This is a genomic window from Rossellomorea aquimaris, from assembly GCF_000935355.1.
In the GTDB taxonomy this organism is placed as follows: Bacteria; Bacillota; Bacilli; order Bacillales; family Bacillaceae_B; genus Rossellomorea; species Rossellomorea aquimaris_B.
This window is the reverse complement of sequence record NZ_JXZC01000001.1, coordinates 1,323,644-1,343,688: the sequence shown is the minus strand read 5'-3', so window position 1 is coordinate 1,343,688 and position 20,045 is coordinate 1,323,644. Positions and strand designations below refer to the sequence as shown.

General features: G+C 41.6%; 23 protein-coding genes and 1 riboswitch. Of the genes, 19 read left to right on the top strand and 4 right to left on the bottom strand.

The window, feature by feature from the left end:
* Nucleotides 1-17: 17 nt before the first annotated feature.
* The 8 genes from TV75_RS06725 (at nucleotide 18) to splB (ending at nucleotide 6,246) form a co-directional block, all read left to right on the top strand.
* Nucleotides 18-923, top strand: coding sequence for a phosphotransferase enzyme family protein (locus TV75_RS06725; RefSeq protein WP_044337846.1), 906 nt, complete (start codon nucleotides 18-20; stop codon nucleotides 921-923).
* Between the two features lie 77 nt (nucleotides 924-1,000).
* Nucleotides 1,001-1,111: riboswitch (TPP riboswitch) on the top strand.
* A gap of 162 nt (nucleotides 1,112-1,273) precedes the next feature.
* Complete coding sequence (locus tag TV75_RS06720) at nucleotides 1,274-2,260, top strand: ABC transporter substrate-binding protein (RefSeq protein ID WP_044337845.1); 987 nt, start codon at nucleotides 1,274-1,276, stop codon at nucleotides 2,258-2,260.
* Between the two features lie 12 nt (nucleotides 2,261-2,272).
* Nucleotides 2,273-2,566: a thiamine-binding protein gene (locus TV75_RS06715; protein WP_044337844.1), complete on the top strand. Its 294-nt coding sequence runs from the start codon at nucleotides 2,273-2,275 to the stop codon at nucleotides 2,564-2,566.
* Nucleotides 2,563-3,324, top strand: coding sequence for an ABC transporter permease (locus TV75_RS06710; protein ID WP_044337843.1), 762 nt, complete (start codon nucleotides 2,563-2,565; stop codon nucleotides 3,322-3,324). The genes TV75_RS06715 and TV75_RS06710 overlap by 4 nt, the downstream gene beginning before the upstream one ends.
* Before the next feature lies 1 nt (nucleotide 3,325).
* Entirely contained in the window at nucleotides 3,326-4,063 is a 738-nt protein-coding gene (locus TV75_RS06705) for an ABC transporter ATP-binding protein (RefSeq protein ID WP_044337842.1), read from the top strand.
* Nucleotides 4,056-4,835 (top strand): TatD family hydrolase, encoded by a 780-nt coding sequence (locus TV75_RS06700; protein WP_044337841.1) that lies wholly within the window; start codon nucleotides 4,056-4,058, stop codon nucleotides 4,833-4,835. The genes TV75_RS06705 and TV75_RS06700 overlap by 8 nt, the downstream gene beginning before the upstream one ends.
* Nucleotides 4,836-4,959: 124 nt before the next feature.
* Nucleotides 4,960-5,205, top strand: coding sequence for a transcriptional regulator SplA domain-containing protein (locus TV75_RS06695; RefSeq protein ID WP_044337840.1), 246 nt, complete (start codon nucleotides 4,960-4,962; stop codon nucleotides 5,203-5,205).
* Between the two features lie 12 nt (nucleotides 5,206-5,217).
* Nucleotides 5,218-6,246 carry a spore photoproduct lyase gene (gene splB / locus TV75_RS06690; protein WP_044337839.1) on the top strand — a complete coding sequence of 343 codons (1,029 nt, stop codon included), beginning with the start codon at nucleotides 5,218-5,220 and terminating at the stop codon, nucleotides 6,244-6,246.
* 46 nt (nucleotides 6,247-6,292) lie between these two features.
* Here splB and TV75_RS06685 read toward each other — a convergent pair whose 3' ends face one another.
* On the bottom strand, nucleotides 6,293-6,721 hold the full coding sequence (locus TV75_RS06685; RefSeq protein ID WP_044337838.1) for a hypothetical protein: 429 nt from the start codon (nucleotides 6,719-6,721) through the stop codon (nucleotides 6,293-6,295).
* A gap of 386 nt (nucleotides 6,722-7,107) precedes the next feature.
* Here TV75_RS06685 and TV75_RS06680 point away from each other — a divergent pair, with 386 nt between their 5' ends.
* On the top strand, nucleotides 7,108-8,352 hold the full coding sequence (locus TV75_RS06680) for a dicarboxylate/amino acid:cation symporter (RefSeq protein ID WP_044337837.1): 1,245 nt from the start codon (nucleotides 7,108-7,110) through the stop codon (nucleotides 8,350-8,352).
* Nucleotides 8,353-8,439: 87 nt separating this feature from the next.
* Here TV75_RS06680 and TV75_RS06675 read toward each other — a convergent pair whose 3' ends face one another.
* The gene (locus tag TV75_RS06675) at nucleotides 8,440-9,843 is read right to left on the bottom strand and encodes a cryptochrome/photolyase family protein (RefSeq protein WP_044337836.1); all 1,404 of its coding nucleotides are present in this window, start codon (nucleotides 9,841-9,843) and stop codon (nucleotides 8,440-8,442) included.
* Nucleotides 9,844-9,999: 156 nt separating this feature from the next.
* On the opposite strand from TV75_RS06675, the gene TV75_RS06670 reads away from it, so the two are divergent.
* Nucleotides 10,000-10,452 carry a helix-turn-helix transcriptional regulator gene (locus tag TV75_RS06670; protein WP_044337835.1) on the top strand — a complete coding sequence of 151 codons (453 nt, stop codon included), beginning with the start codon at nucleotides 10,000-10,002 and terminating at the stop codon, nucleotides 10,450-10,452.
* A gap of 49 nt (nucleotides 10,453-10,501) precedes the next feature.
* On the opposite strand, the gene TV75_RS06665 is transcribed toward TV75_RS06670, so the two are convergent.
* On the bottom strand, nucleotides 10,502-11,026 hold the full coding sequence (locus TV75_RS06665) for a universal stress protein (RefSeq protein WP_044337834.1): 525 nt from the start codon (nucleotides 11,024-11,026) through the stop codon (nucleotides 10,502-10,504).
* A 139-nt stretch (nucleotides 11,027-11,165) separates the two neighbouring features.
* Between TV75_RS06665 and TV75_RS06660 the strand changes: the two genes are divergently transcribed.
* Complete coding sequence (locus TV75_RS06660) at nucleotides 11,166-11,456, top strand: hypothetical protein (protein ID WP_044337833.1); 291 nt, start codon at nucleotides 11,166-11,168, stop codon at nucleotides 11,454-11,456.
* 237 nt (nucleotides 11,457-11,693) lie between these two features.
* Here TV75_RS06660 and TV75_RS06655 read toward each other — a convergent pair whose 3' ends face one another.
* Entirely contained in the window at nucleotides 11,694-13,751 is a 2,058-nt protein-coding gene (locus tag TV75_RS06655; RefSeq protein ID WP_044337832.1) for a sigma-54 interaction domain-containing protein, read from the bottom strand.
* 174 nt (nucleotides 13,752-13,925) lie between these two features.
* Here TV75_RS06655 and yfcC point away from each other — a divergent pair, with 174 nt between their 5' ends.
* The 8 genes from yfcC to TV75_RS06615 all read left to right on the top strand — a co-directional run bounded on the left by yfcC (nucleotide 13,926) and on the right by TV75_RS06615 (nucleotide 19,889).
* A complete protein-coding gene (yfcC, locus tag TV75_RS06650; RefSeq protein WP_044337831.1) occupies nucleotides 13,926-15,428 on the top strand; it encodes a putative basic amino acid antiporter YfcC in 1,503 nt (500 codons plus the stop codon).
* Between the two features lie 76 nt (nucleotides 15,429-15,504).
* Nucleotides 15,505-16,677 (top strand): beta-aspartyl-peptidase, encoded by a 1,173-nt coding sequence (gene iadA / locus TV75_RS06645; RefSeq protein WP_044337830.1) that lies wholly within the window; start codon nucleotides 15,505-15,507, stop codon nucleotides 16,675-16,677.
* Nucleotides 16,678-16,938 carry a hypothetical protein gene (locus TV75_RS06640; RefSeq protein WP_044337829.1) on the top strand — a complete coding sequence of 87 codons (261 nt, stop codon included), beginning with the start codon at nucleotides 16,678-16,680 and terminating at the stop codon, nucleotides 16,936-16,938. It begins immediately after the preceding gene.
* A 171-nt stretch (nucleotides 16,939-17,109) separates the two neighbouring features.
* On the top strand, nucleotides 17,110-18,381 hold the full coding sequence (locus tag TV75_RS06635; protein WP_044337828.1) for an MFS transporter: 1,272 nt from the start codon (nucleotides 17,110-17,112) through the stop codon (nucleotides 18,379-18,381).
* Between the two features lie 150 nt (nucleotides 18,382-18,531).
* Nucleotides 18,532-19,071, top strand: a complete 540-nt coding sequence (sigY, locus tag TV75_RS06630; RefSeq protein WP_044337827.1) for an RNA polymerase sigma factor SigY — start codon at nucleotides 18,532-18,534, stop codon at nucleotides 19,069-19,071.
* Complete coding sequence (locus tag TV75_RS06625; RefSeq protein ID WP_044337826.1) at nucleotides 19,049-19,369, top strand: YxlC family protein; 321 nt, start codon at nucleotides 19,049-19,051, stop codon at nucleotides 19,367-19,369. The genes sigY and TV75_RS06625 overlap by 23 nt, the downstream gene beginning before the upstream one ends.
* On the top strand, nucleotides 19,366-19,578 hold the full coding sequence (locus tag TV75_RS06620; protein ID WP_044337825.1) for a hypothetical protein: 213 nt from the start codon (nucleotides 19,366-19,368) through the stop codon (nucleotides 19,576-19,578). Before TV75_RS06625 ends, TV75_RS06620 begins: the two co-directional genes overlap by 4 nt.
* Nucleotides 19,575-19,889 (top strand): YbjQ family protein, encoded by a 315-nt coding sequence (locus TV75_RS06615; RefSeq protein ID WP_044337824.1) that lies wholly within the window; start codon nucleotides 19,575-19,577, stop codon nucleotides 19,887-19,889. Before TV75_RS06620 ends, TV75_RS06615 begins: the two co-directional genes overlap by 4 nt.
* The last annotated feature ends 156 nt before the right edge of the window (nucleotides 19,890-20,045 follow it).

The following is a 20,045-nucleotide window of genomic DNA, read 5'->3' as shown; positions in this document are numbered from 1 at the left end:
TTGGAAAGGAATTAAAAATGATTGAACCTCTTCATGATCTATTATTGAACTGGAAGATCCATCCTTCCTCCATAGAGAACGTGGAAAGTCATCCGAATGTTTATAAGTTGAGGAGTCGGGAGAAGACATTTTATTTAAAAAAGAGATTGAACTCTTCAGTGGAGAAGCGAATGGAAGAGCTGCTCTTAACTTCTTTTTTATTAGAAAAGGGAATTACTGTTGAGAGGCCGATGTTAACTGTCTCACACCAGCCTTTTGTAAAGCAGCTTCAGGTTTTCTACTCCCTGTACCAAGCTCTGGAAGGTCTGCCAGTACAATTCTATTCCTTTACTTCCCTGGAAGGGGTCGGAACGTATCTCTCTCAACTCCATAGCAGGCTAAAACAATACACCTGTAAATACGAGGTGGAAGAATGGAAAGTAGAAACACATTTGAGAGAGTGGATAAGCGGACAGGATTCTAAAATGATAGAAAGGTGGGGCGAGGGGTTTCTTGGCAGGCTGAATGAATGGTCTTTCTCCTATAGAAAATTATCCCATCAACTCGTCCATAGCGACTGTCATCCCCGTAATATCCTCATGAAAGAAGGAAGAGTGACAGGGGTCATAGACTTCGAGAGGATACGAAAAGCACCCCGAATAGCAGATGTCTGTTACTTTCTTGCAGGGATGCTCAAAGACCAGGTCAAGCAAAGGGAGGATGAGCAATTTGAAAGTATCCATGCCTTTATGGAGGGCTATCAGTCCGATGGTACTTTAACTCAGGAAGAAAAGGAACTGATGCCATTCTTAGTCATTATCTTTCTTCTTCAATACACCTTTTATTACAATCAAAAAGGGTATTCACACGTTGTATCAACATACATCCCATTCATTAACAGGCTGGTGAAATCCGGTGTTTATGAACGGGCCTTTCAAAAGTGAATCTATTTAAGAGGAAATGCTTGAATATCCACCTTTTCTGTGGCAAAGTAGGAAAGAAGATAACGTTTAATTTCATACTACAAGTGTAGGGGGACCGGTGTGGCCGGTTGAGATTGTATCCTGACAGATACTGACCCTTTGAACCTGAACTGGCTGATACCAGCGTAGGAAACATTCTCTTAAACATTACATGATCATGTTTAACGATGCGTCCCACGCTGAAGCTTGGGGCGCTTTTTGTTTTTGTGAGCTAAGTGCTCTAAGGTGCTTTACATTCATTCTCTCTACTAAGTGAAGAATAGTGAATAAACGTTACAACTACATACAAGGAAACTGAGGAGGAATTCAAGATGAAAAAATGGATGGTCATCATCTGTGCTGTCTTTCTTTTAACGGCCTGCAGCAGTGAAGGAAATACGGCAGATGAACAAAAGGACGGTCTAAAAAAGGTTTCAGTCGTACTGGACTGGACCCCGAATACCAACCACACTGGATTATACGTTGCGAAAGAAAAAGGATACTTTAAAGAACAGGGGCTGGATGTTGATATCATCTTACCTGGAGAGGCAGGGGCAGATCAACTTGTTGCCTCGGGTAAATCGGAGTTTGGAGTGGGATATCAGGAGAGTGTCACACAAGCCAGGGTGCAGGATGTTCCCCTCGTATCTATCGCTGCTGTCATACAGCATAATACATCCGGGTTTGCTTCACCTAAGGATAAGGGTATAACGACTCCAAAGGATTTTGAAGGGAAAAGTTATGGAGGATGGGGATCACCCGTAGAAGAAGCCGTCATGACATCGATTATGAAACAAGAAAATGCCAATGTAGGGAAAGTGGATTTCGTAAACATGGGAGATACAGATTTCTTTACTGCCGTGAAAAGGGATGTTGACTTTGCGTGGATCTACTATGGATGGACAGGCATTGAGGCAGAGCTTCGCGGTGAGGAATTGAATATGATGTACGTAAAGGATTACTCTGAAAAACTGGATTATTACACCCCTGTTTTGACGACGAATGAAAAGATGATTAATAAGGACCCTGAAACGGTCAAAGCATTTTTATCAGCTTCTTCAAAAGGCTATGAGTTTGCCATCGACAATCCGGAAGAGGCTGGTGAGATCCTTTTAGATGCAGCTCCGGATCTTGATAAAGAGTTAGTCATGAAGAGTCAGGAATGGCTTGCTCCTAAATACAAGGATGACGCTGACAGATGGGGAGAGCAGAAGCTGGAGGTTTGGGAAAACTATGCTTCATGGATGTATGATAACGATTTACTAGATAAGGAACTGGACAGTAAAAAAGCATTCACAAACGAATTTTTACCAAAATAAGAGGTGAACAAAATGGGGAACGCACTAGTAAGCATACAAATAATTCCTAAGACGAAAAATGGTGAAGACGTCATACCGTACGTCGATGAAGCCATCGCGATCATTGACAAATCAGGTGTCCGTTATGAAGTCCATCCATTAGAAACGACAATGGAAGGAAATCTATCTGACTTATTTAAGGTGATTGAACAAATGAATGAACGAATGATTGAAATGGGAAGCTCAAACGTCATTTCTCAAATCAAGGTTTTATATCAGCCGGCGGGGATTGAAATGGATCAATTAACGGAGAAGTATAAAGGATGAAAGCTTGGATATCGAAAGGATGGAGACCCTTCTTGGTCATCATCCTTTTATTCATCATTTGGGAATCCACCATTAGAGTATTCGAGGTGCCGGCATGGCTAATGCCATCACCTTCAGAAATATGGGCTGAAGGGGTTGCCTCATGGTCCACGTTTACGGGACATCTTGCTTCGACAACTCTCCTTACGATCGGAGGGTTTGTGATTGGATGTACGATTGGGATCGGGACTGCAGTTGGTCTGCATCTTCTCCCTAAAGTAAGAGAAGCAGTATATCCACTCATGATTTTGTCACAAAATATCCCGATCATCGTCTTGGCTCCCTTACTTGTTATCTGGTTTGGATTTGGACTATTGCCAAAAATCATTGTTATTACCCTGATTTGTTTTTTTCCTGTAGCGGTCTCTGCATTAGATGGATTCAGGCAGACGAATTCCGAGTACATTCTTTATATGAAAATGTCAGGAGCATCAAAAGGACAAATCTTTCGAAAAGTTGAATGGCCGCATGCACTACCGTCCATCTTCTCAGGACTGAAAATTTCAGCTACCTATAGTGTGATGGGGGCAGTCATTTCGGAATGGTTAGGAGCTCAGGAAGGGATCGGGGTCTACATGACACTTGCCTCTTCTTCCTTCAGGACAGACAGGGTATTTGTAGCCATCTTCATGATTATGCTGCTCAGCCTGGTTTTCTTTGGCATCATCTTGTTATTGGAAAAAATCATGATTAAGTGGAACCGGAAGGAGGATAAATAGCATGACAACCTTATCCATTCAAAATATGTCCAAATACTTTGACGGGGAACTGATACTGGATAACCTTTCCATCCATGTGGAAGAAGGTGAGTTCGTCTCGATCCTTGGTCCTTCTGGAAGCGGGAAGAGCACTCTGTTCCATGTCATCGGTGGATTATTTACCCCTGATTCAGGAGATATTCAATTAGATGGAAGGTCGATTAATGGCCAGAGAGGAACCATCAGTTATATGCCTCAAAGTCCGTCCCTGCTACCTTGGAGAACGGTGATTGAGAATGTGATGCTGGGTCAGGAGCTGCACGGAAAAAGAGATAGGGTAAAGGCACTGAGGATGATTGAACGGGCAGGATTGAAGGGATATGAGGATGCTTATCCCGATGATCTTTCGGGAGGGATGAAGCAGAGAGTAGCCTTTATTCGTGCCCTTGTCAGTCCTCAATCCTTTTTATGCCTGGATGAGCCCTTTTCTGCCCTGGATGAATTCACGCGATTGGACATGCAGAAATGGCTCCTTTCCATTTGGGAGGAAGATTTGAGTTCCGTTCTATTCGTCACTCATAATATCGACGAAGCCCTTTTCTTGTCAGACCGGATCATTGTATTATCGACTCGGCCAGCCAGGGTGCAGAAGGAGTTCAAAGTACCATTTCCACGCCCCCGCGACAAGGGAATCCTCTTAACTGAGGAGTTTTTGAAATGGAAAACAAGCATTTTTGAGGAGCTTTCTCAATATGTGTAAACCTTCATTGATTGATTCCCATATTCACTTGGATTTATACGAAGGATACGAGCGTGATAAGATTCTGCAGGAACTTGATCTGTATTCTGTAGAAGCGCTCATATCTGTATCGTCCTGCCTACAATCGACCAGGACGAATATCGATCTCTCAAGGAGAGATGCAAGGGTCAAACCGGCTGCAGGATTCCATCCTGAGCAGGATCTGCCTTCTGATGGAGAAGTCGAGGAACTTCTATTATTCATTGAGCTGCATCAACAGGAAATAGTGGCGATTGGAGAAGTAGGATTGCCTTATTACAAAATCAAAGAAGATCCTGATATTGAAGTTGAACCGTATATCGATCTGTTGGAACGGTTCATGATCGAATCAGAGAAGATGAACAAACCGATTATCCTTCATGCGGTGTATGAGCATGCACCCATCGTTTGTACCTTGTTAGAAAAGCACTCCATAGAAAAAGCTCATTTCCATTGGTTTAAAGGAGATGATGAGACCATTGATAGAATGACTGAAAATGGCTATTCAATCTCAATTACACCTGATGTCCTTTATGAAGTTGAGATACAGAAGCTTGTAAGGAAGTATCCTATTGAAGGAATAATGGTTGAAACGGATGGTCCTTGGCGTTTTGAAGGAGAATTCCAAGGAAGGTTGACCCATCCGGGTATGATGCATCGAACCATTGAAAAAATAGCAGAGTTAAAAGGCATTCCAGAAGCAGATGTATATAAACAACTATTTAAAAATACGAGTGATTTTTATGGTATATAAAAGGAACGAATTCTCTTGCATCATAGACGCAGGAGAATTTTTTTTATAAACATCTTTTACCATCATATTTATCAGGAAGTTAACAAAAAATGATAGTAATGACGTTTAGAAAAAGGTGAAAAGAATGGAACTGAATGATCAATATATGCCCTATCAAGCAGGGGATGTCGTATATGTGATTTATCGAAATCCCCACACACAAAGTGTAGCCAACGTGCAGGAAGCAGCCGTAGTACATGATCCGGAAAATCCGAACGAACTGGCGTTATTTTTATATGAAACCTATTATCCGTTAACACATGAAATTGCGGTTTATTCTTCAGAAGCAGAAGCGGAGCAAGCCTATACTCAATCATTTGGAGACCTGTAGGAGGGATAAATCATGGTTAAACCGTTCGTGCCACAATTGGTCTACTTTGAACCGAATGCCTTGGAATATCCCCTCGGTAAAGAGCTCAAAGAAAAGTTTGAAAAAATGGATGTGGAAATCCGGTACACAACATCCCATAACCAGGTTCGCAATCTGCCCGGGGACAACCACTTTCAGAAATATCGCATTGCAAAATCCACATTAGTAGTCGGAGTAAGAAAAACGTTGAAATTTGATACATCAAAGCCGTCTGCTGAATACGCCATCCCTTTTGCAACAGGGTGCATGGGGCACTGTCACTACTGCTATCTCCAAACAACGATGGGGAGTAAACCGTATATCAGAACCTATGTCAATGTGGATGAAATATTTGAGTCGGCGGACAAGTATATTGCTGAAAGAGCTCCTGAATTCACACGATTTGAAGCTGCATGTACGTCCGATATCGTAGGGATTGATCATCTTACTCATACACTTAAACGAGCCATCGAACATTTTGGTGAATCCGAGCATGGCAAGCTTCGTTTTGTAACGAAATTCCATCACGTCGACCATCTGCTTGATGCAAAGCATAACGGGAAAACAAGGTTCCGGTTCAGCATCAACGCAGATTATGTGATCAAGAATTTTGAGCCTGGTACATCCCCACTGGATAAGCGACTTGAGGCAGCGGGAAAGGTAGCGAGAGCAGGGTATCCTTTAGGGTTTATAGTGGCACCTATCTATATCCATGAAGGATGGCAGGAAGGGTATAAGCAAATGTTTGAACATTTGGAAGCTCACCTGCCGGAAGAAGCGAAAAAGGATCTGACCTTTGAATTTATTCAACATCGTTTTACAAAACCGGCTAAAAGGGTCATAGAGAAAAATTACCCGATGACTAAACTTGAACTAAACGAGGAAGAACGGCGGTATAAGTGGGGTAAGTACGGGATTGGCAAGTATATTTATCAGAAGGATGAAGAAGAGGATATTAAAGATCATCTTTATGCTTATATGGAAAAGCATTTTCCGAAAGGCAAGCTTGAGTATTTCACATAAAAAAAGGGACTGATTACAGTGGGAATAAGCGTTGTAATCAGTCCTCTTAATGTAATTGCGGAAGAATGTTTTCTAGTTCTTTCACTCGCATGGCAATTTCGTCGCAGATCTCCTGATAGTGTACCCATTCTTCAATCGGTGTTGTAGAACGTTTACGGGGATTAGGCAGATTCCAATAGATGACTTTCTCTTTTAATTCTGATGGAAGCTCCATCTCATCATCATATTCTCTATCCTGAATCGCAACGATAACTGAAGCATCACCAAGTTCTTTCATCTCAATGCGTGAAAGAGGGAATGAACTAATATCAATACATAATTCTCTCATTGCTAAAATACTGAATTCTGCACGACTATCAGCTGTCCATCCGGCACTTTTGAAAGACCAGTCCGACACATCGAGTTTCTCGGCCCAGCCTTCAGCTATCAAGCTGCGCTGCTGACTACTTGAAAGAAAATAGACTGTTTTATTCATAATAGGTAAGTTCCTTTCTATTTTCATGCTGTTATTACTATTTACCCAATCACGTATCATTTAATCCCTAAATGTAAAAAAGAAAAGATTGGCATTCAATCCGTAGTAAGATGGAATCATGTTTCTCCCTGTTATTGTGGGTGTAATGGGTTGAAATATAGTAAATATGTTTTAAATCTCCCATAAACTTCTTCAATTATTAAAAAAATCAGTATAATAGGAGAGGGAGAATGAAGAAGCTAAAGGAATGGAATCTGAATGGGAAGGCAGCTCAGCACGATTTATCGAATCTTTTTTTGCAAAACAGAAATTAGAATGGTTTTGCGAATGTAAATCTAGGGTAAACATCTTTTAATTATTTTGTATTTTTATGGGGAGGTACATCTATGAAGTTTAATTTAACAACGAAGATTATCATCGCCTTGATCCTGGGGGCGATTGTGGGATTACTGCTCAATATTTTTGCTAAAGATATATTTGATATATTAGATCCTTATTTATTTACTCCGTTAGGAAAGATCTTCCTAAACCTCATCAGTATGCTTGTCGTTCCAATTGTGTTTCTATCCATCGTCCTTGGGTCTGCAGGTCTGGGTGACCCCAAGAAACTCGGGAGAATAGGTTTGAAGACCATTGTATTCTTCTTAGTGACTACCTGTATTGCCATTGTGATCGGTCTATCTCTGGCTTATGTCATTGATCCCGGCCTGGTAGAGGGAATCGACAAAACACAATCGGAAGGTTTTGAAACCGAAGAAGCTCCTCCTGTGGGAGAGACTCTCATGAACATTATTCCAAAAAATCCACTGACTGCGATGACAGAAGGAAATATGCTGCAAATCATTGCATTTGCCATCTTTATTGGATTTGGATTAACGGCATTAGGGGATAAAACAAAAGGGATATTAAAGCTGGTTGAACAAGGTAATGAACTGATGATGTACCTTGTGACACTCGTTATGAAATTTGCTCCTTACGGAACATTCGGATTAATCGCTTCAGCAATAGGAAGCCAGGGGTTCAGTGCTTTGAAGGCGATGTGGCTGTATTTTGTCGTCGTTCTTGCAGCATTGATCATTCACGCCATCGTTACTTATGGTGGAACGATCCTCCTTCTGGCAAAGAAGAATCCATTATGGTTCTTCAAGAATTTCAGTCCTGCGATGAGCGTAGGATTCAGTACGTCCAGCAGTAACGCCACGCTTCCCATTTCAATGGATGTTGCACAGCAGCGTTTAGGGGTTTCGAAATCAGTAAGCTCTTTCGTCCAACCATTGGGAGCTACCATTAACATGGATGGTACCGCGATCATGCAAGGGGTTGCGACTGTCTTCATTGCACAGGTATATGGTATTGACTTATCGATGGAACAGCTGATTACAGTTGTACTGACGGCTGTTTTAGCGAGCATCGGTACGGCAGGGGTTCCTGGAGTTGGATTGATTCTTCTTGCCATGGTATTAAGCAGTGTAAACCTGCCGGTAGAAGGGATTGGATTGATTCTGGGGATTGACCGTTTACTTGATATGGCCAGAACCTCCATCAACATCTCAGGAGATGCAGCATGTGCGTTGTTTGTATCTGAATCTGAGAAGAAGCGTACCATTAAGGAGCAAAGAGGAGAAGCATAATCTCTCAATAAAAAAATCTAAGCAAAAAACGAGTCTATACTCCAATGGAGGTAATAGACTCGTTTTTTAATTTCAGCTTTTCTATATTCATTTTATCTGGTCATAGCGTTCTAATGCTCTTTTCCTGGCAGCTTTATGATCGACGATTGGATAGGGGTAATCTTCACCCAATACGACACCTGCATGTTCAAGAATATGCTCGGGAGCATCTGAGGGCATGTGGATATATTGGCTTGGTACCTCACGTAATTCTGGAACCCACATCCGGATATAGGCACCTTCCCCATCAATTTTTTCACTTTGCAAAGTTGGATTGAAAATTCGGAAGTAGGGGGCCGGATCCACCCCTGAGCCTGCAACCCATTGCCAGCCCATTGAATTATTGGCAAGGTCTGCATCAATCAGAGTTTCCAGAAACCACCGGGCTCCCTTTTGCCAAGGAATGAGCAAATGTTTAGTCAGGAAAGAGGCGACAATCATCCTGACACGGTTGTGCATGAATCCTGTTGCCCATAATTCTCTCATTCCTGCATCAACGATCGGGTAACCAGTCTCCCCTCTTGTCCAACGTTCCCAATGAACCTTTTCCTGCTGCCACGGGAAATTCTCGAATTTCCCGTTAAGAGGGTGCGTTGGAGACTTAGGAAAATGAAGAAGGACAGAATAGGAGAAGTCCCTCCAGATTAATTGTTTAATGAAGGCTTCAATCAGCCTGTCTTCCTTCTCCAAGAGTGTGTGATACATACTTCTCACAGATATGATGCCAAGTGCTAAATAAGGGGATAAAGTGGAATGATGGCCTTCAGCAGGAAAGTCTCTTCCTTCAGAATAGTCATCCAAGCTTTTCCCCATAAATGCATTAAACCTCTTAATTGCAGCCTTTTCACCCGGCTCCCAAATGCTGGACATAATGCGAAACCATGGAATGGGAGGGAGGAGGCCCAGTTCGTTGAGTGATTTGCCCAGGTCAAGAGCTGGAACTTTCAACTCATTCACAGACGGTACAGGTTTTGGTATTTCTTCTTTCCTGATTGACCTGTAAAAAGCCGAGTACACTTTATAAGGCGTATCATCGTCTTTTTTTATTTCCCATGGTGGGAGTAAAAGTGTGCCTTCAAATGTTTGTACTTCAATCCCTTGAGAGGATAAGGAATGAGCCAATTTGAGATCTCGTTCATACACTTGAGGGTCATATACCCGATTCCAGTAAACTGCCTGTGCACCGGTTTTCTTAACCCACTGGGGGAGAACACTTTCTACTTTTCCTTTATCCATCCATAGTCGTCCGTTGATTGACTGAAGAGATGATTGAAAGGCTTCTAAATTTGAATGCAGCCACCATTTCTTGGCTTCTCCGGTTGGGAATGGAGAAGTTTCCTCATCCAGGATATAGAGAGGGATCACTTTTCCTTCTTGAGAAGCTTTGTAGAGAGCTGGGTGATCGTGAAGGCGAAGGTCCTGCCTGATAAGGACAATGATGCATTTTGACATGGTATTCCCTCCGTTTAATCGAATACGTCTATTCTTAACTTAAAGTATAGTAAAATGGACAGGGGGATACAAAAATCAATGGGTTGAATCAAGGTTGTTTTATTAATTTTTAGATTGGTGTAGTATTACACTAGAACGGAAATAAGGTGTGAATCGATGACAAAAGAAGAAATCGTTTTAATCATTTCAGATAAATTAAGGCTAATACGAACAGAAGCAGGGTATACACAAGACAAGATGGCGAATATCATCGGATTATCCAAAAAAACCCTCGTCCAAATAGAAAAAGGCAGAGTCATGGCAAGCTGGACAGCCGTCATTGCCATCTGTGCATTGTTTAAAGATAGTGAAACCTTAACCACGAGTCTTGGGGGGGAACCTCTTGAAATCATAGAGACCATTGCACGGGAAGGTATTGATTATCGAAAGGAAAAAACGTTAGGAGGCAAGGTCTGGTGGAAGGATTTGAAGAAGGATGATGAATACATACTTCAACAGAACCTTTTCAGTAAGCACTATCGAATATTGGATCATGAAGATTACCGAATCTATAGCAGCTTTGACGAAGAAAATGCCCATAAACGTTTTGACGAGTTAACAGGTGAATGAAGAAAGGGAGGGACGGACCTTGCAAGGTCCGTCCCTCCCTTTCTGATATTTATTTTACAACCAATACACTGGATTCACAGTTTTGGGTGACTTTTTCACTGACGCTTCCAAGTACCCATTTTTTCATGCCGGATTTTCGGCTGCTCCCGACCACTACCAGATCTGCCTGGATTTCTTTGGCATATTCACATATGCGTTTTGCTTCTGAACCGGAAAGGTGAATATAGTTTGCCTCAATTCCGTATGGAGACAGTTTTTCTTTCGCATTTTTCAGATAGTGATGCGTAGAGGAGGGTGTCTTAATTTCATGACGTTCTTCCTCCGAAGTATGAACCTTGTTGTCGGGTGAGACCGACAGATTTCCCATATAATTGTTATCAAAACCAGGTGATGTATCTGCTATTGCATGGGTAGGGGTATAATTGTCGTGACTTTCATTCGCTACCTTTTCATCTGATATATGGAGTACGGTTAATTGTGTATCTATAGAGCCTTTTATTAATTTTTGCACTTCATCCAATGCTTTATTGCTTCCATCTGTTTCATCGTAAGCTAACAAAATGTGTTTATACATCAAAATCACCTCAATATTGGGATATCTACTATTTACCCCAATTTCTGAATAATAATCTTTTTCTCCAATATCCCTCAAAAAGCGAGACCATGATACGTAATAATATGGTAAATCATTTCTACTAAGGAGAGAAACGAATATGGATAGAATGCATCCGATCATCAGAAAGTGTATTGAACATTTAACCAAAATCAATACTGATGAGAAAACACGGCAAATCGTGTATATGTATTTGAAATCTCTTCAAACCTTAAACGAAGAAGAGTCCCAAGGGAACTACGATCCAACCATTCGAAAATGTATTCAGCATTTAAGAGTACTAAGCGCTGATGATGAAACCTGTCAGGTTGTATTTACCTATATGAAAGCTATTCAGGAAAACGATGCATGGAATGCAGAATATATAGAAGCTGATTCAACATTTGCTTAATGGCGAAAAGAAAGAGCAGAACGGGGGAAGATCCGTTCTGCTCTTTCTTTTTGATTAAAATCATATAATTGCAGGAATAATGTTTAGTTTGAATGACTCGGATTACAGCATGCTGATAATCCAACCAATGACAACAATTGCTCCAACGACCATTAAGATTGTACGTATCATTAAAATCACCTCGACTTATCGTATCAATGAAATATGTTTCTAACCGGTTAATGTAAAGTTACCCTGTTAACGAATAGTTAAAACCTTCTCCATCTGATTATTTAGCCAGGCTACTCCTTCAGGGGTTATTTCTGTTCCGATTCTACCTCTCTGGATAAAAACATATCCTAAATCCTGGAGTTCGTTTAATCTCGTCCTGATTTGTTGAACAGAAAGAGGGGTGGAGCTTCGTTGCAGAGAAGAATAAATCTTTTGTCTGCTGGCCCGCTTTCCTTCTTCGAAAAATTCAACTAATGCGGTAAGGATATTTACATACTCCCCGGATTTTGACATGGTGATGGCCGGAGGAGATAGGGTATCCTTAGTATGCTCTTTTCCTTTGAAATTATTATCATTTTTCGGTAATTGATGAACGGTTAGTCGATTTTGCCCTGCAACGGTGATCATGTAAAGCAACGTGTTTTTAAGTTCGCGTATATTCCCGCTCCAACGTGCTTTTTTCAATGCATCTATTACAGCAACGTCAATTGTTGTGATGTTGCATTGTTCCATCCGAATGAAATTCTCGATGAGGAGGGGAATATCTTCGCTTCTATCCCTCAGGCTCGGCAGCTGCAAGGATAAGACTTTCAGACGGTGATAGAGATCTTCCCGGAATGTTCCCTCTATTATCAGCTTCTGAAGATCTCTGTTCGTGGCGGCGATGATCCTGACATCTACAGGAATGTTTTTATTTCCCCCAATCCGCCTGATCTCCATCTCCTGAAGGACCCTTAGGAGCCTTGCTTGAAGCTTTAAGCTAATATCACCGATTTCATCGAGAAACAGGGTCCCGCCATCGGCTTGTTCAAATAGCCCCTTTTTTCCTCCTTTTTTTGCTCCCGTGAAGGCGCCGTCCTCATAACCGAATAATTCACTTTCTAATAGATCCTCGGGCAGCGCGCTGCAGTTCACTGCAAGATATGGACTGTTCTTTCGGGAGGAATCATTGTGCATAGCGCTTGAGAACAGCTCTTTCCCTGTGCCTGTTTCCCCATAGATTAGGACGGGAAGCTCACTTTGTGCGAGTTTTTTTGCTATCATTTTTGTTTCTTTAATGATGGCACTTTTACCAAGGATGCTGTCAAATGTATATTTCGCAATATATCCTCTCCGCTGAAGCTCCCGTTTACGGACCTTTTCCATCTCAATGGTCTCTTCCATATCTTTAAACGTTGCCACGATGACTCCTTCTGCCTTCAAACGGAAACGATAGACCATTACATTCTGCTGACGGAGAGTGAAATATTGTTGATCTTCATCTTGCTGCGATGTCAAGAAGTGATTGAGCTCGATATTCTTGAAAACCCTGTTTAGTTTTTTACCTTTCGCATGGGAAGATGTAATCCCAACCATTCTTTCAAGCACTTCATTGAATACGGTAATTTCTCCGTCTTCTTGAAAGGCGAGAATGCCATCATTTACACCATCCACTACTTTATTTAAAAATTTATTTAACGTTTTCGCCCGTCGATTGATGGCGCCTAGTTTTTGACTGAGCTCGATGATCTTTCTCGTATAGCGGTCGGTAATATCAAAGGTTAACTGCTCTGACAACTGAAAGTGGTAGATGATTTTCATAATGGTGTTCAAGTCGATCAGTCGTACACCGATATCGATCTTGCTGGGAATGGAAGGTGGAATGCTTGCCGTTTCTCCCGGTGAGATGGCGATATCTACTTGTCTTGGGTAGTCTCCGGTCGGGGAGTACGGAATGTAATCGACATGATCTATTCCTAATCGTTTCAATGTAGAGACAGCTTCCTGAGCCGTCTCGATAAAATCATTCACATATAGAATCTTCTTTCCCGGAGGTAATTCGAAAATACGATCTATGTATTCATAATTGACGGTTCGACGGGCTTTAATGATGGTGCATGAATCGAAATCGATATATTCCTTCACTTCTGGTGCGATAAGTGCAGAGGAATAAACAATCAATTTATTGGTGAAATACGTAGGAATTCCTTCATCACAGGCATAACTCGTGATATTGATCAGTACTCCGAAAACGGATTGTAATTGTTCCTTAAGAGCTCTTTCCGTTTCCTTTGTTCCGGCTAATAGAATTAACTCACGTTTCATATGTCTCCCCCTTATGGTTTAATTGGTTGATAAATGGTTTAATGGTTAAGTACATTTTAACCGATAATAACCATTAATGCACCCGAAGTTTGTATTTTCAGATAATTATAGATTGGCACGGAACTTGCATGTACATATGTGAAGTACATCATATCGTCAAACGGGGGGAAAGAAATGGAGAAAGAACAAAAAGCCTGGAAGGTGCCGCATACATTTATTATTGTTTTTTTCGTTGTATTGGCAGCTGCAATTTTAACGTATATGGTACCAAAGGGGCAATTCACGACAGAAGAAATCACGTTCATGCAGGATGGGGAAGAACAAACCAAAACGGTATTAGATCCTGATTCGTTCAGTTATTTAAAGGATGAAGATGGAAATCTAATTAGAGAAGGAACCGGCCTTTTCGAGCCTGGTGGAGGAATTGGATTCCTTAATTATGTATTTGAAGGTCTTGTATCAGGGGATAAATGGGGGTCCGCTGTAGGTGTAGTAGCCTTTATCTTAATCATTGGTGGAGCCTTTGGTATTATCATGAAGACAAGGGCCATTGAAGAAGGAATCCTAAAGGTCATCGAGAGGACCAAAGGAAAAGAATCTTTGATCATCCCTATTATGTTCTTCTTGTTCTCATTAGGGGGAGCCGTGTTCGGGATGGGGGAAGAGGCCATTGCCTTTGCCATGATTCTCGTACCAATCATGATTGCGATTGGTTATGATGCCATCACTGGAATCATGGTCACCTATGTGGCGACTCAAATCGGTTTTGCCACTTCATGGATGAATCCATTCGGCGTGGCTATCGCACAGGGTGTTTCAGGTGTACCGGTTCTTTCGGGAGCAGGTTTCCGTATTGTTATGTGGGTTGTATTCACTCTTGTGGGAATCATCTATACATGGAGATATGCTCAAGCGATTCGGAAAGAACCTAAACGAAGTCTTTCATATGCTTCAGATGAATACTTCCGTAAAGAAGGCAGAGTACAAGACTTAAATACCAAATTTACTTTGGGTCATTCACTGGTCATATTAACCGTTGCTGTAGGTATTGCCTGGATCATTTGGGGAGTGGTGGAACACGCCTACTATATTCCTGAGATTGCGAGCCAATTCTTTACGATTGGATTAGTTGCAGGTATAATTGGCGTTCTGTTTAAATTGAATGGAATGTCATGGGATGATATAGCAGATGGATTCATAGACGGAGCGAAGGATTTATTGCCGGCTGCATTAGTTGTAGGTATGGCAAAAGGAATCGTCATAATCCTTGGTGGAGATTCACCTGACGCACCATCTGTATTAAACACGATGTTATATGGAGCAGGGCAAGTGGTGGGGGATTTCCCTGAAGCCATTTCTGCCTGGTGTATGTATTTATTCCAATCTGTATTCAACTTCTTTGTTGTATCTGGTTCCGGTCAAGCCGCTTTAACAATGCCTCTAATGGCTCCACTTGCAGATATTGCCGGAGTCTCCCGTCAGGTAGCGGTCCTTGCCTTCCAATTGGGAGATGGATTAACCAATATCCTTGTTCCGACCTCTGCTGCTTTACTTGGTACACTTGGAGCAGCACGTGTTGATTGGGGAATATGGGCTAAATTCATTATTAAGTTCATGCTCATCCTATTCGTTCTGTCATCGATCTTTGTGATAACGGCAACACTCATCGGTTTCTGATTTGATTTATAGTGCCGAACCTTCGCTGTAAGGTTCGGCGCGATTATATGAGTAAAAAAAGAAGGGAGCAAACATCATGCTGACATTAATTCAAAACGGAGAAGTTTATGCTCCAGAATATTTAGGGAAAAAAGATATATTAATAGTAGATAATAAAATAGGTTTTATTGAAGATAAAATTGAACCTCCTCATCAATTTGTGGATATAAAGGTGGTGGATGCCTCTGGAAAGTATGTTGTTCCTGGATTTATAGACTCCCACGTACATATTATGGGCGGAGGAGGCGAGGGCAGCTTCCGTACAAGAACACCGGAAATTCAACTGACTCAGGCCACACTTGCCGGTATCACGACCCTTGTTGGTGTGATTGGAACAGATGGAACGACGAGAACGATGGCGAGCCTTGTGGCAAAAGCGAAGGGTCTTGAAGAAGAGGGGATTACCTGCTACGTGCAAACCGGTTCTTATCAAGTACCATTGAAAACGCTTACCGGTAAAATCGAAGACGATATTATTTTAGTAGATCGCATCATCGGAGTAGGTGAAGTGGCGATTGCTGACCATCGCTCATCTCAACCCACCGTAAACGAATTAACGAAAATTGCTTCTTCTGCCCGAATTGGCGGCATGCTGTCCGGCAAATCGGGAATTGTCAATGTTCATGTAGGAGATAGCCATGACCACTTAAAGCTTCTTGAAGAAATAGTCGATACAACGGACATACCGATTAAACAATTCTACCCAACCCATATCAATCGGAATGCCCATCTATTTGAAGCAGGTATTCAATATGCTCAAAGAGGTGGTTATGTAGACTTTACGACCAGTACCATTCCTCAATTTCTCGAAGATGGCGAAGTGAAATGCAGTAAAGCGCTAAAACGCATGCTCGATGCCGGTGTACCGGTTGAACAAATCACATACACTTCGGATGGACAAGCGAGCCTGCCTGATTTTGATGGGGACGGGGAGCTGATAGGATTACAGATTGGTCAGGTGTCGAGTTTATTTAGTGAAGTGAAAGATGCTGTTCTGGAAGAAGGAATTCCTTTAGAAACGGCCATTAAAGTCATTACATCAAATCCTGCCAAAATCCTGAAATTAAAGCAAAAAGGTCACGTGGAGGCAGAAAAGGACGCTGATCTGGTGCTATTGGATAAGAATACACTTGAAGTAAACACGGTGTTTGCCAAAGGTAAGTTGATGGTAGAGAATGGGGAAGCGATCGTGAAGGGGACATTTGAATAATTGTTTGGTTATAGAATAGCTTGGAGCCTTGGGGCTTTGGGCTATTTTTTTGTTTATGGAATGAATACGTGTGGATTTTGTGTGCTTGTTTGGCGTTTAGATGGTAAAGTGGCAGGGTATTTTTGGCTGAAATCAGATAGATGTTCACAATTTGGCACAACAAAGGGGGAAAATGGCACAACAAATGCCAAAAATGGCTCAATAAACAGCAAAACTGGCACAACACTACCCGATTTTGGCACAAGTGGGTTACTGAAATAATCATAATACATAATGGTGTATGGGGATTCCTGCGCGTTTCTTGCTAGACTTCCGGCTTTCACTTCCACATCCGACCACAGACGGAGGAAAAAACCACCAGTAGACCCTCATGTTCTTCGGGTATTCCCTATACTATAAAGGTAGTTAATCATTGATAGGAGACGGTTATTCATGAAAAAAATGATTGAAATTTTTAAAAATCCAATTTTTCTAAAGTTATTTTTTGCTAATTTCACTTCGCATATGGGAAGTGTGATTGGTTTGACTGCCTTTATGTTTTATCTACTGGATCGGTTTTCCGAGCAGCCCATGTATGCTTCCCTGACTGAAATGATGTACTCCTTACCCACTCTTCTAGTCTTCTTTCTTGTTGGAGTATTCGCCGACAGAATGGACCGGCAGAAAATTGCCTACCACTGTGATACGATTAGCGCGTTCCTTACCCTTTTATTATTTGGGGCCATCTACATTGGCTGGCTGCCCCTCATATTTACGATCTTGTTTTTACGAAGCGGCGTTCAGAAGTTTTTCTTTCCTGCTGAACAGGGGATACTCCAAGGTGTGCTTTCAAAAGATGATTATTCAACGGCCGCCGGCTTGAATCAGATGGTGATGAGCTTGTTTATGTTACTTGGAAATGCTGTCGCCATCTTTGTATATTGGACGGCGGGGATCTACGGTGCCATAGCGGTCGATTTTGTTACATTCGTTATTTCGGCCATCTTAATCAAGAGATGCGTCATCCCTGAAGAAGTTCGTCTTCCTAACGGAAAGCACACGTGGAAGGACTTGAACATTGAGTCGGTGACAAAAGACTTTAAAGCAGGGATGAAGTATATCCTGAATCACAAACTGCTATTATCTTTAATTGGCGGATTTGTCGTATTTGGAATTGTGAACGGCGGCTTCTCGGTCATTCCTATTTTTATATTGAAATATAAGTTAGCCCCGGAGTCTTATGAAGAATATTCGATTCTATTAGGTGTCGCATTCGGTGCCGGTGTATTGATCGGGAGTATATTCTCTTCGATGCTTGCTCAAAAGTACAAGTTTCATGTGTTGATTGTAGCAGGACTGGTTATTTCCGGTACGTTCATCATCGCGGCATCTTTTGCACCTGAGACTTGGATATTCCTCACGATCATCTTTTTCGCTGCGCTGGGCTTACCCCTCGTGAATATTGCTATAGGGGGATGGATGCCGAGCATCATTGATCCGAAAATGATGGGCAGGGTGCAAGGATGGATCAATCCCCTAATGATGATGTCACAATCGATTACCCTGGGAGTGATTGCTTTGACATTTCCGACCGTCGTAACCGTTGAAATGCTCTACTGGCTCGTTGGAGGATGTCTCATCATAGTGGGTATCTTCTACACCATCATTCTTCCTAAATATGTGAAAGAAGAAAATGAAGCTCAGCCTGCTGCTCTGAATGGCTAAGTGAGATTCCCTCTATGGATAGGAAAGGACTATTTATAGAGGGATATTTTTATTTCAAAAAAACTATAATGATTTTATGAACGATTTTTCTTCTTGTGCGTCTTATGAATGAACTCTGCAGGCTGGAGTGGAAAGAAAGGACAGTAAAGGATGGAAGAGAGAGATCTGATCAAACGGGCGAAAAAAGGGAATCACGAAGCCTTTGCCATTCTTTTTCGAGAACATTATCCTTTTTTAGTGAAATACTTAATGAAAGTGACAATGAATCGGGATCAGGCAGAAGAGCTTGCACAGGATACAATGGCAAAATGTGTAGAGAAGATTCATCAATACAATGGGAAATCAAAGTTCTCATCATGGCTGATTTCCATTGCAACCAATCGGTATATTGATCTGCAGCGTAAAAAGAAAAGAGAACAGAATTGGCAGAATGAAGAAGTCTATGGTAGAAAATTAAAGTGGGAGATGGAGTCAAGGAATGAAGAATGGAATGATGTGCTGGCAGCCTTGTCCACACTATCAGAAGATATCAGGCTTCCTATCATCCTGAAACATTACTACGGTTATTCCTATGAGGAGATTGGTCAAATGACGGAAGTGGCGCCTGGGACAGTGAAATCACGGGTTCATCATGGGATCATCCGGCTGAGGAAGGAGTTGAAAATAGATGAACAACCATCAGGAACATAACGATGAATTAAAGAAATTACTGGAGGACGGATTTCAGTCAATTGATGAAGACATAAATGAAAGCACCCCATCCCTGCAGTGGTTTGAGCAATTAGTAGAGGATCAGCAAGCACAGCTGAAAGCCAGGTTTAAACGAGATCTCATCATCTTTCTTCTTCTGGCCTGTTGTATCTTGACTGTGTTTTCCTTTACGTTATTTCAAATGCCCATTCTATTTCTTCTCCTTCAAGTGGCCATCTTTTTGGGAGCATCGATTTTTATCGGCATAACGCATACGAAAAAGGTGAAAAGGATATGACAAAAGAAGAACTCTATATTTTACCCCTTGTCATCCCGATCCTTTTGACTCAAAGTATTTACCTGTTTATCGATGCCCGGAAGAACGGGCATAACTATTGGTTCTGGGGAATCTGGGGATTGATACAGTGCCCATTTCCACTTATCTTTTATTTCATATTTGCAAAGAAGATGTTGAGAAAATTCAAGGCAGGGGAGAGAGAATCATGATTATAGTGACAACCGATTTTGTACCAGGTAAAGAAGTAAAAGAATTACGAGGATTTGTAAGGGGAAGTACCGTACAAGCCAAGCATATTGGTAAAGACATTATTGCCGGTCTTAAAACCATTATTGGTGGAGAGATAAGCGAGTACAGTGAGTTGATGGAGGAAGCAAGAAAACAAGCGATTGATCGTATGATGGAAGAAGCTTCACGAAAAGGTGCAAATGCCGTTATTGCCGTTCGTTTAGAAACCTCCGCCGTCATGCAGAACGCTTCAGAGATTATTGCTTACGGAACGGCTGTCGTCGTTGAATAAATGACAAAAGCATGGAACAACGTTGGTTAACTAATGTAGTGTTATCACATATAGTATATAGAAAATTAATAATAAAAATAATATTGACACAATTTCAAGCATATAGTATGGTTATTAATGGAATAAATAATAAAAATGAATGGAGGGTTTGTGATG

What these genes read in the sequence shown, in the direction of transcription:
- TV75_RS06725 (WP_044337846.1), top strand. Translation starts at nt 18, where the DNA reads ATGATTGAACCTCTTCATGATCTATTATTGAACTGGAAGATCCATCCT.
- TV75_RS06720 (WP_044337845.1), top strand. Translation starts at nt 1,274, where the DNA reads ATGAAAAAATGGATGGTCATCATCTGTGCTGTCTTTCTTTTAACGGCC.
- TV75_RS06715 (WP_044337844.1), top strand. Translation starts at nt 2,273, where the DNA reads ATGGGGAACGCACTAGTAAGCATACAAATAATTCCTAAGACGAAAAAT.
- TV75_RS06710 (WP_044337843.1), top strand. Translation starts at nt 2,563, where the DNA reads ATGAAAGCTTGGATATCGAAAGGATGGAGACCCTTCTTGGTCATCATC.
- TV75_RS06705 (WP_044337842.1), top strand. Translation starts at nt 3,326, where the DNA reads ATGACAACCTTATCCATTCAAAATATGTCCAAATACTTTGACGGGGAA.
- TV75_RS06700 (WP_044337841.1), top strand. Translation starts at nt 4,056, where the DNA reads ATGTGTAAACCTTCATTGATTGATTCCCATATTCACTTGGATTTATAC.
- TV75_RS06695 (WP_044337840.1), top strand. Translation starts at nt 4,960, where the DNA reads ATGGAACTGAATGATCAATATATGCCCTATCAAGCAGGGGATGTCGTA.
- splB (WP_044337839.1), top strand. Translation starts at nt 5,218, where the DNA reads ATGGTTAAACCGTTCGTGCCACAATTGGTCTACTTTGAACCGAATGCC.
- TV75_RS06685 (WP_044337838.1), bottom strand. Translation starts at nt 6,721, where the DNA reads ATGAATAAAACAGTCTATTTTCTTTCAAGTAGTCAGCAGCGCAGCTTG.
- TV75_RS06680 (WP_044337837.1), top strand. Translation starts at nt 7,108, where the DNA reads ATGAAGTTTAATTTAACAACGAAGATTATCATCGCCTTGATCCTGGGG.
- TV75_RS06675 (WP_044337836.1), bottom strand. Translation starts at nt 9,843, where the DNA reads ATGTCAAAATGCATCATTGTCCTTATCAGGCAGGACCTTCGCCTTCAC.
- TV75_RS06670 (WP_044337835.1), top strand. Translation starts at nt 10,000, where the DNA reads ATGACAAAAGAAGAAATCGTTTTAATCATTTCAGATAAATTAAGGCTA.
- TV75_RS06665 (WP_044337834.1), bottom strand. Translation starts at nt 11,026, where the DNA reads ATGTATAAACACATTTTGTTAGCTTACGATGAAACAGATGGAAGCAAT.
- TV75_RS06660 (WP_044337833.1), top strand. Translation starts at nt 11,166, where the DNA reads ATGGATAGAATGCATCCGATCATCAGAAAGTGTATTGAACATTTAACC.
- TV75_RS06655 (WP_044337832.1), bottom strand. Translation starts at nt 13,751, where the DNA reads ATGAAACGTGAGTTAATTCTATTAGCCGGAACAAAGGAAACGGAAAGA.
- yfcC (WP_044337831.1), top strand. Translation starts at nt 13,926, where the DNA reads ATGGAGAAAGAACAAAAAGCCTGGAAGGTGCCGCATACATTTATTATT.
- iadA (WP_044337830.1), top strand. Translation starts at nt 15,505, where the DNA reads ATGCTGACATTAATTCAAAACGGAGAAGTTTATGCTCCAGAATATTTA.
- TV75_RS06635 (WP_044337828.1), top strand. Translation starts at nt 17,110, where the DNA reads ATGAAAAAAATGATTGAAATTTTTAAAAATCCAATTTTTCTAAAGTTA.
- sigY (WP_044337827.1), top strand. Translation starts at nt 18,532, where the DNA reads ATGGAAGAGAGAGATCTGATCAAACGGGCGAAAAAAGGGAATCACGAA.
- TV75_RS06625 (WP_044337826.1), top strand. Translation starts at nt 19,049, where the DNA reads ATGAACAACCATCAGGAACATAACGATGAATTAAAGAAATTACTGGAG.
- TV75_RS06620 (WP_044337825.1), top strand. Translation starts at nt 19,366, where the DNA reads ATGACAAAAGAAGAACTCTATATTTTACCCCTTGTCATCCCGATCCTT.
- TV75_RS06615 (WP_044337824.1), top strand. Translation starts at nt 19,575, where the DNA reads ATGATTATAGTGACAACCGATTTTGTACCAGGTAAAGAAGTAAAAGAA.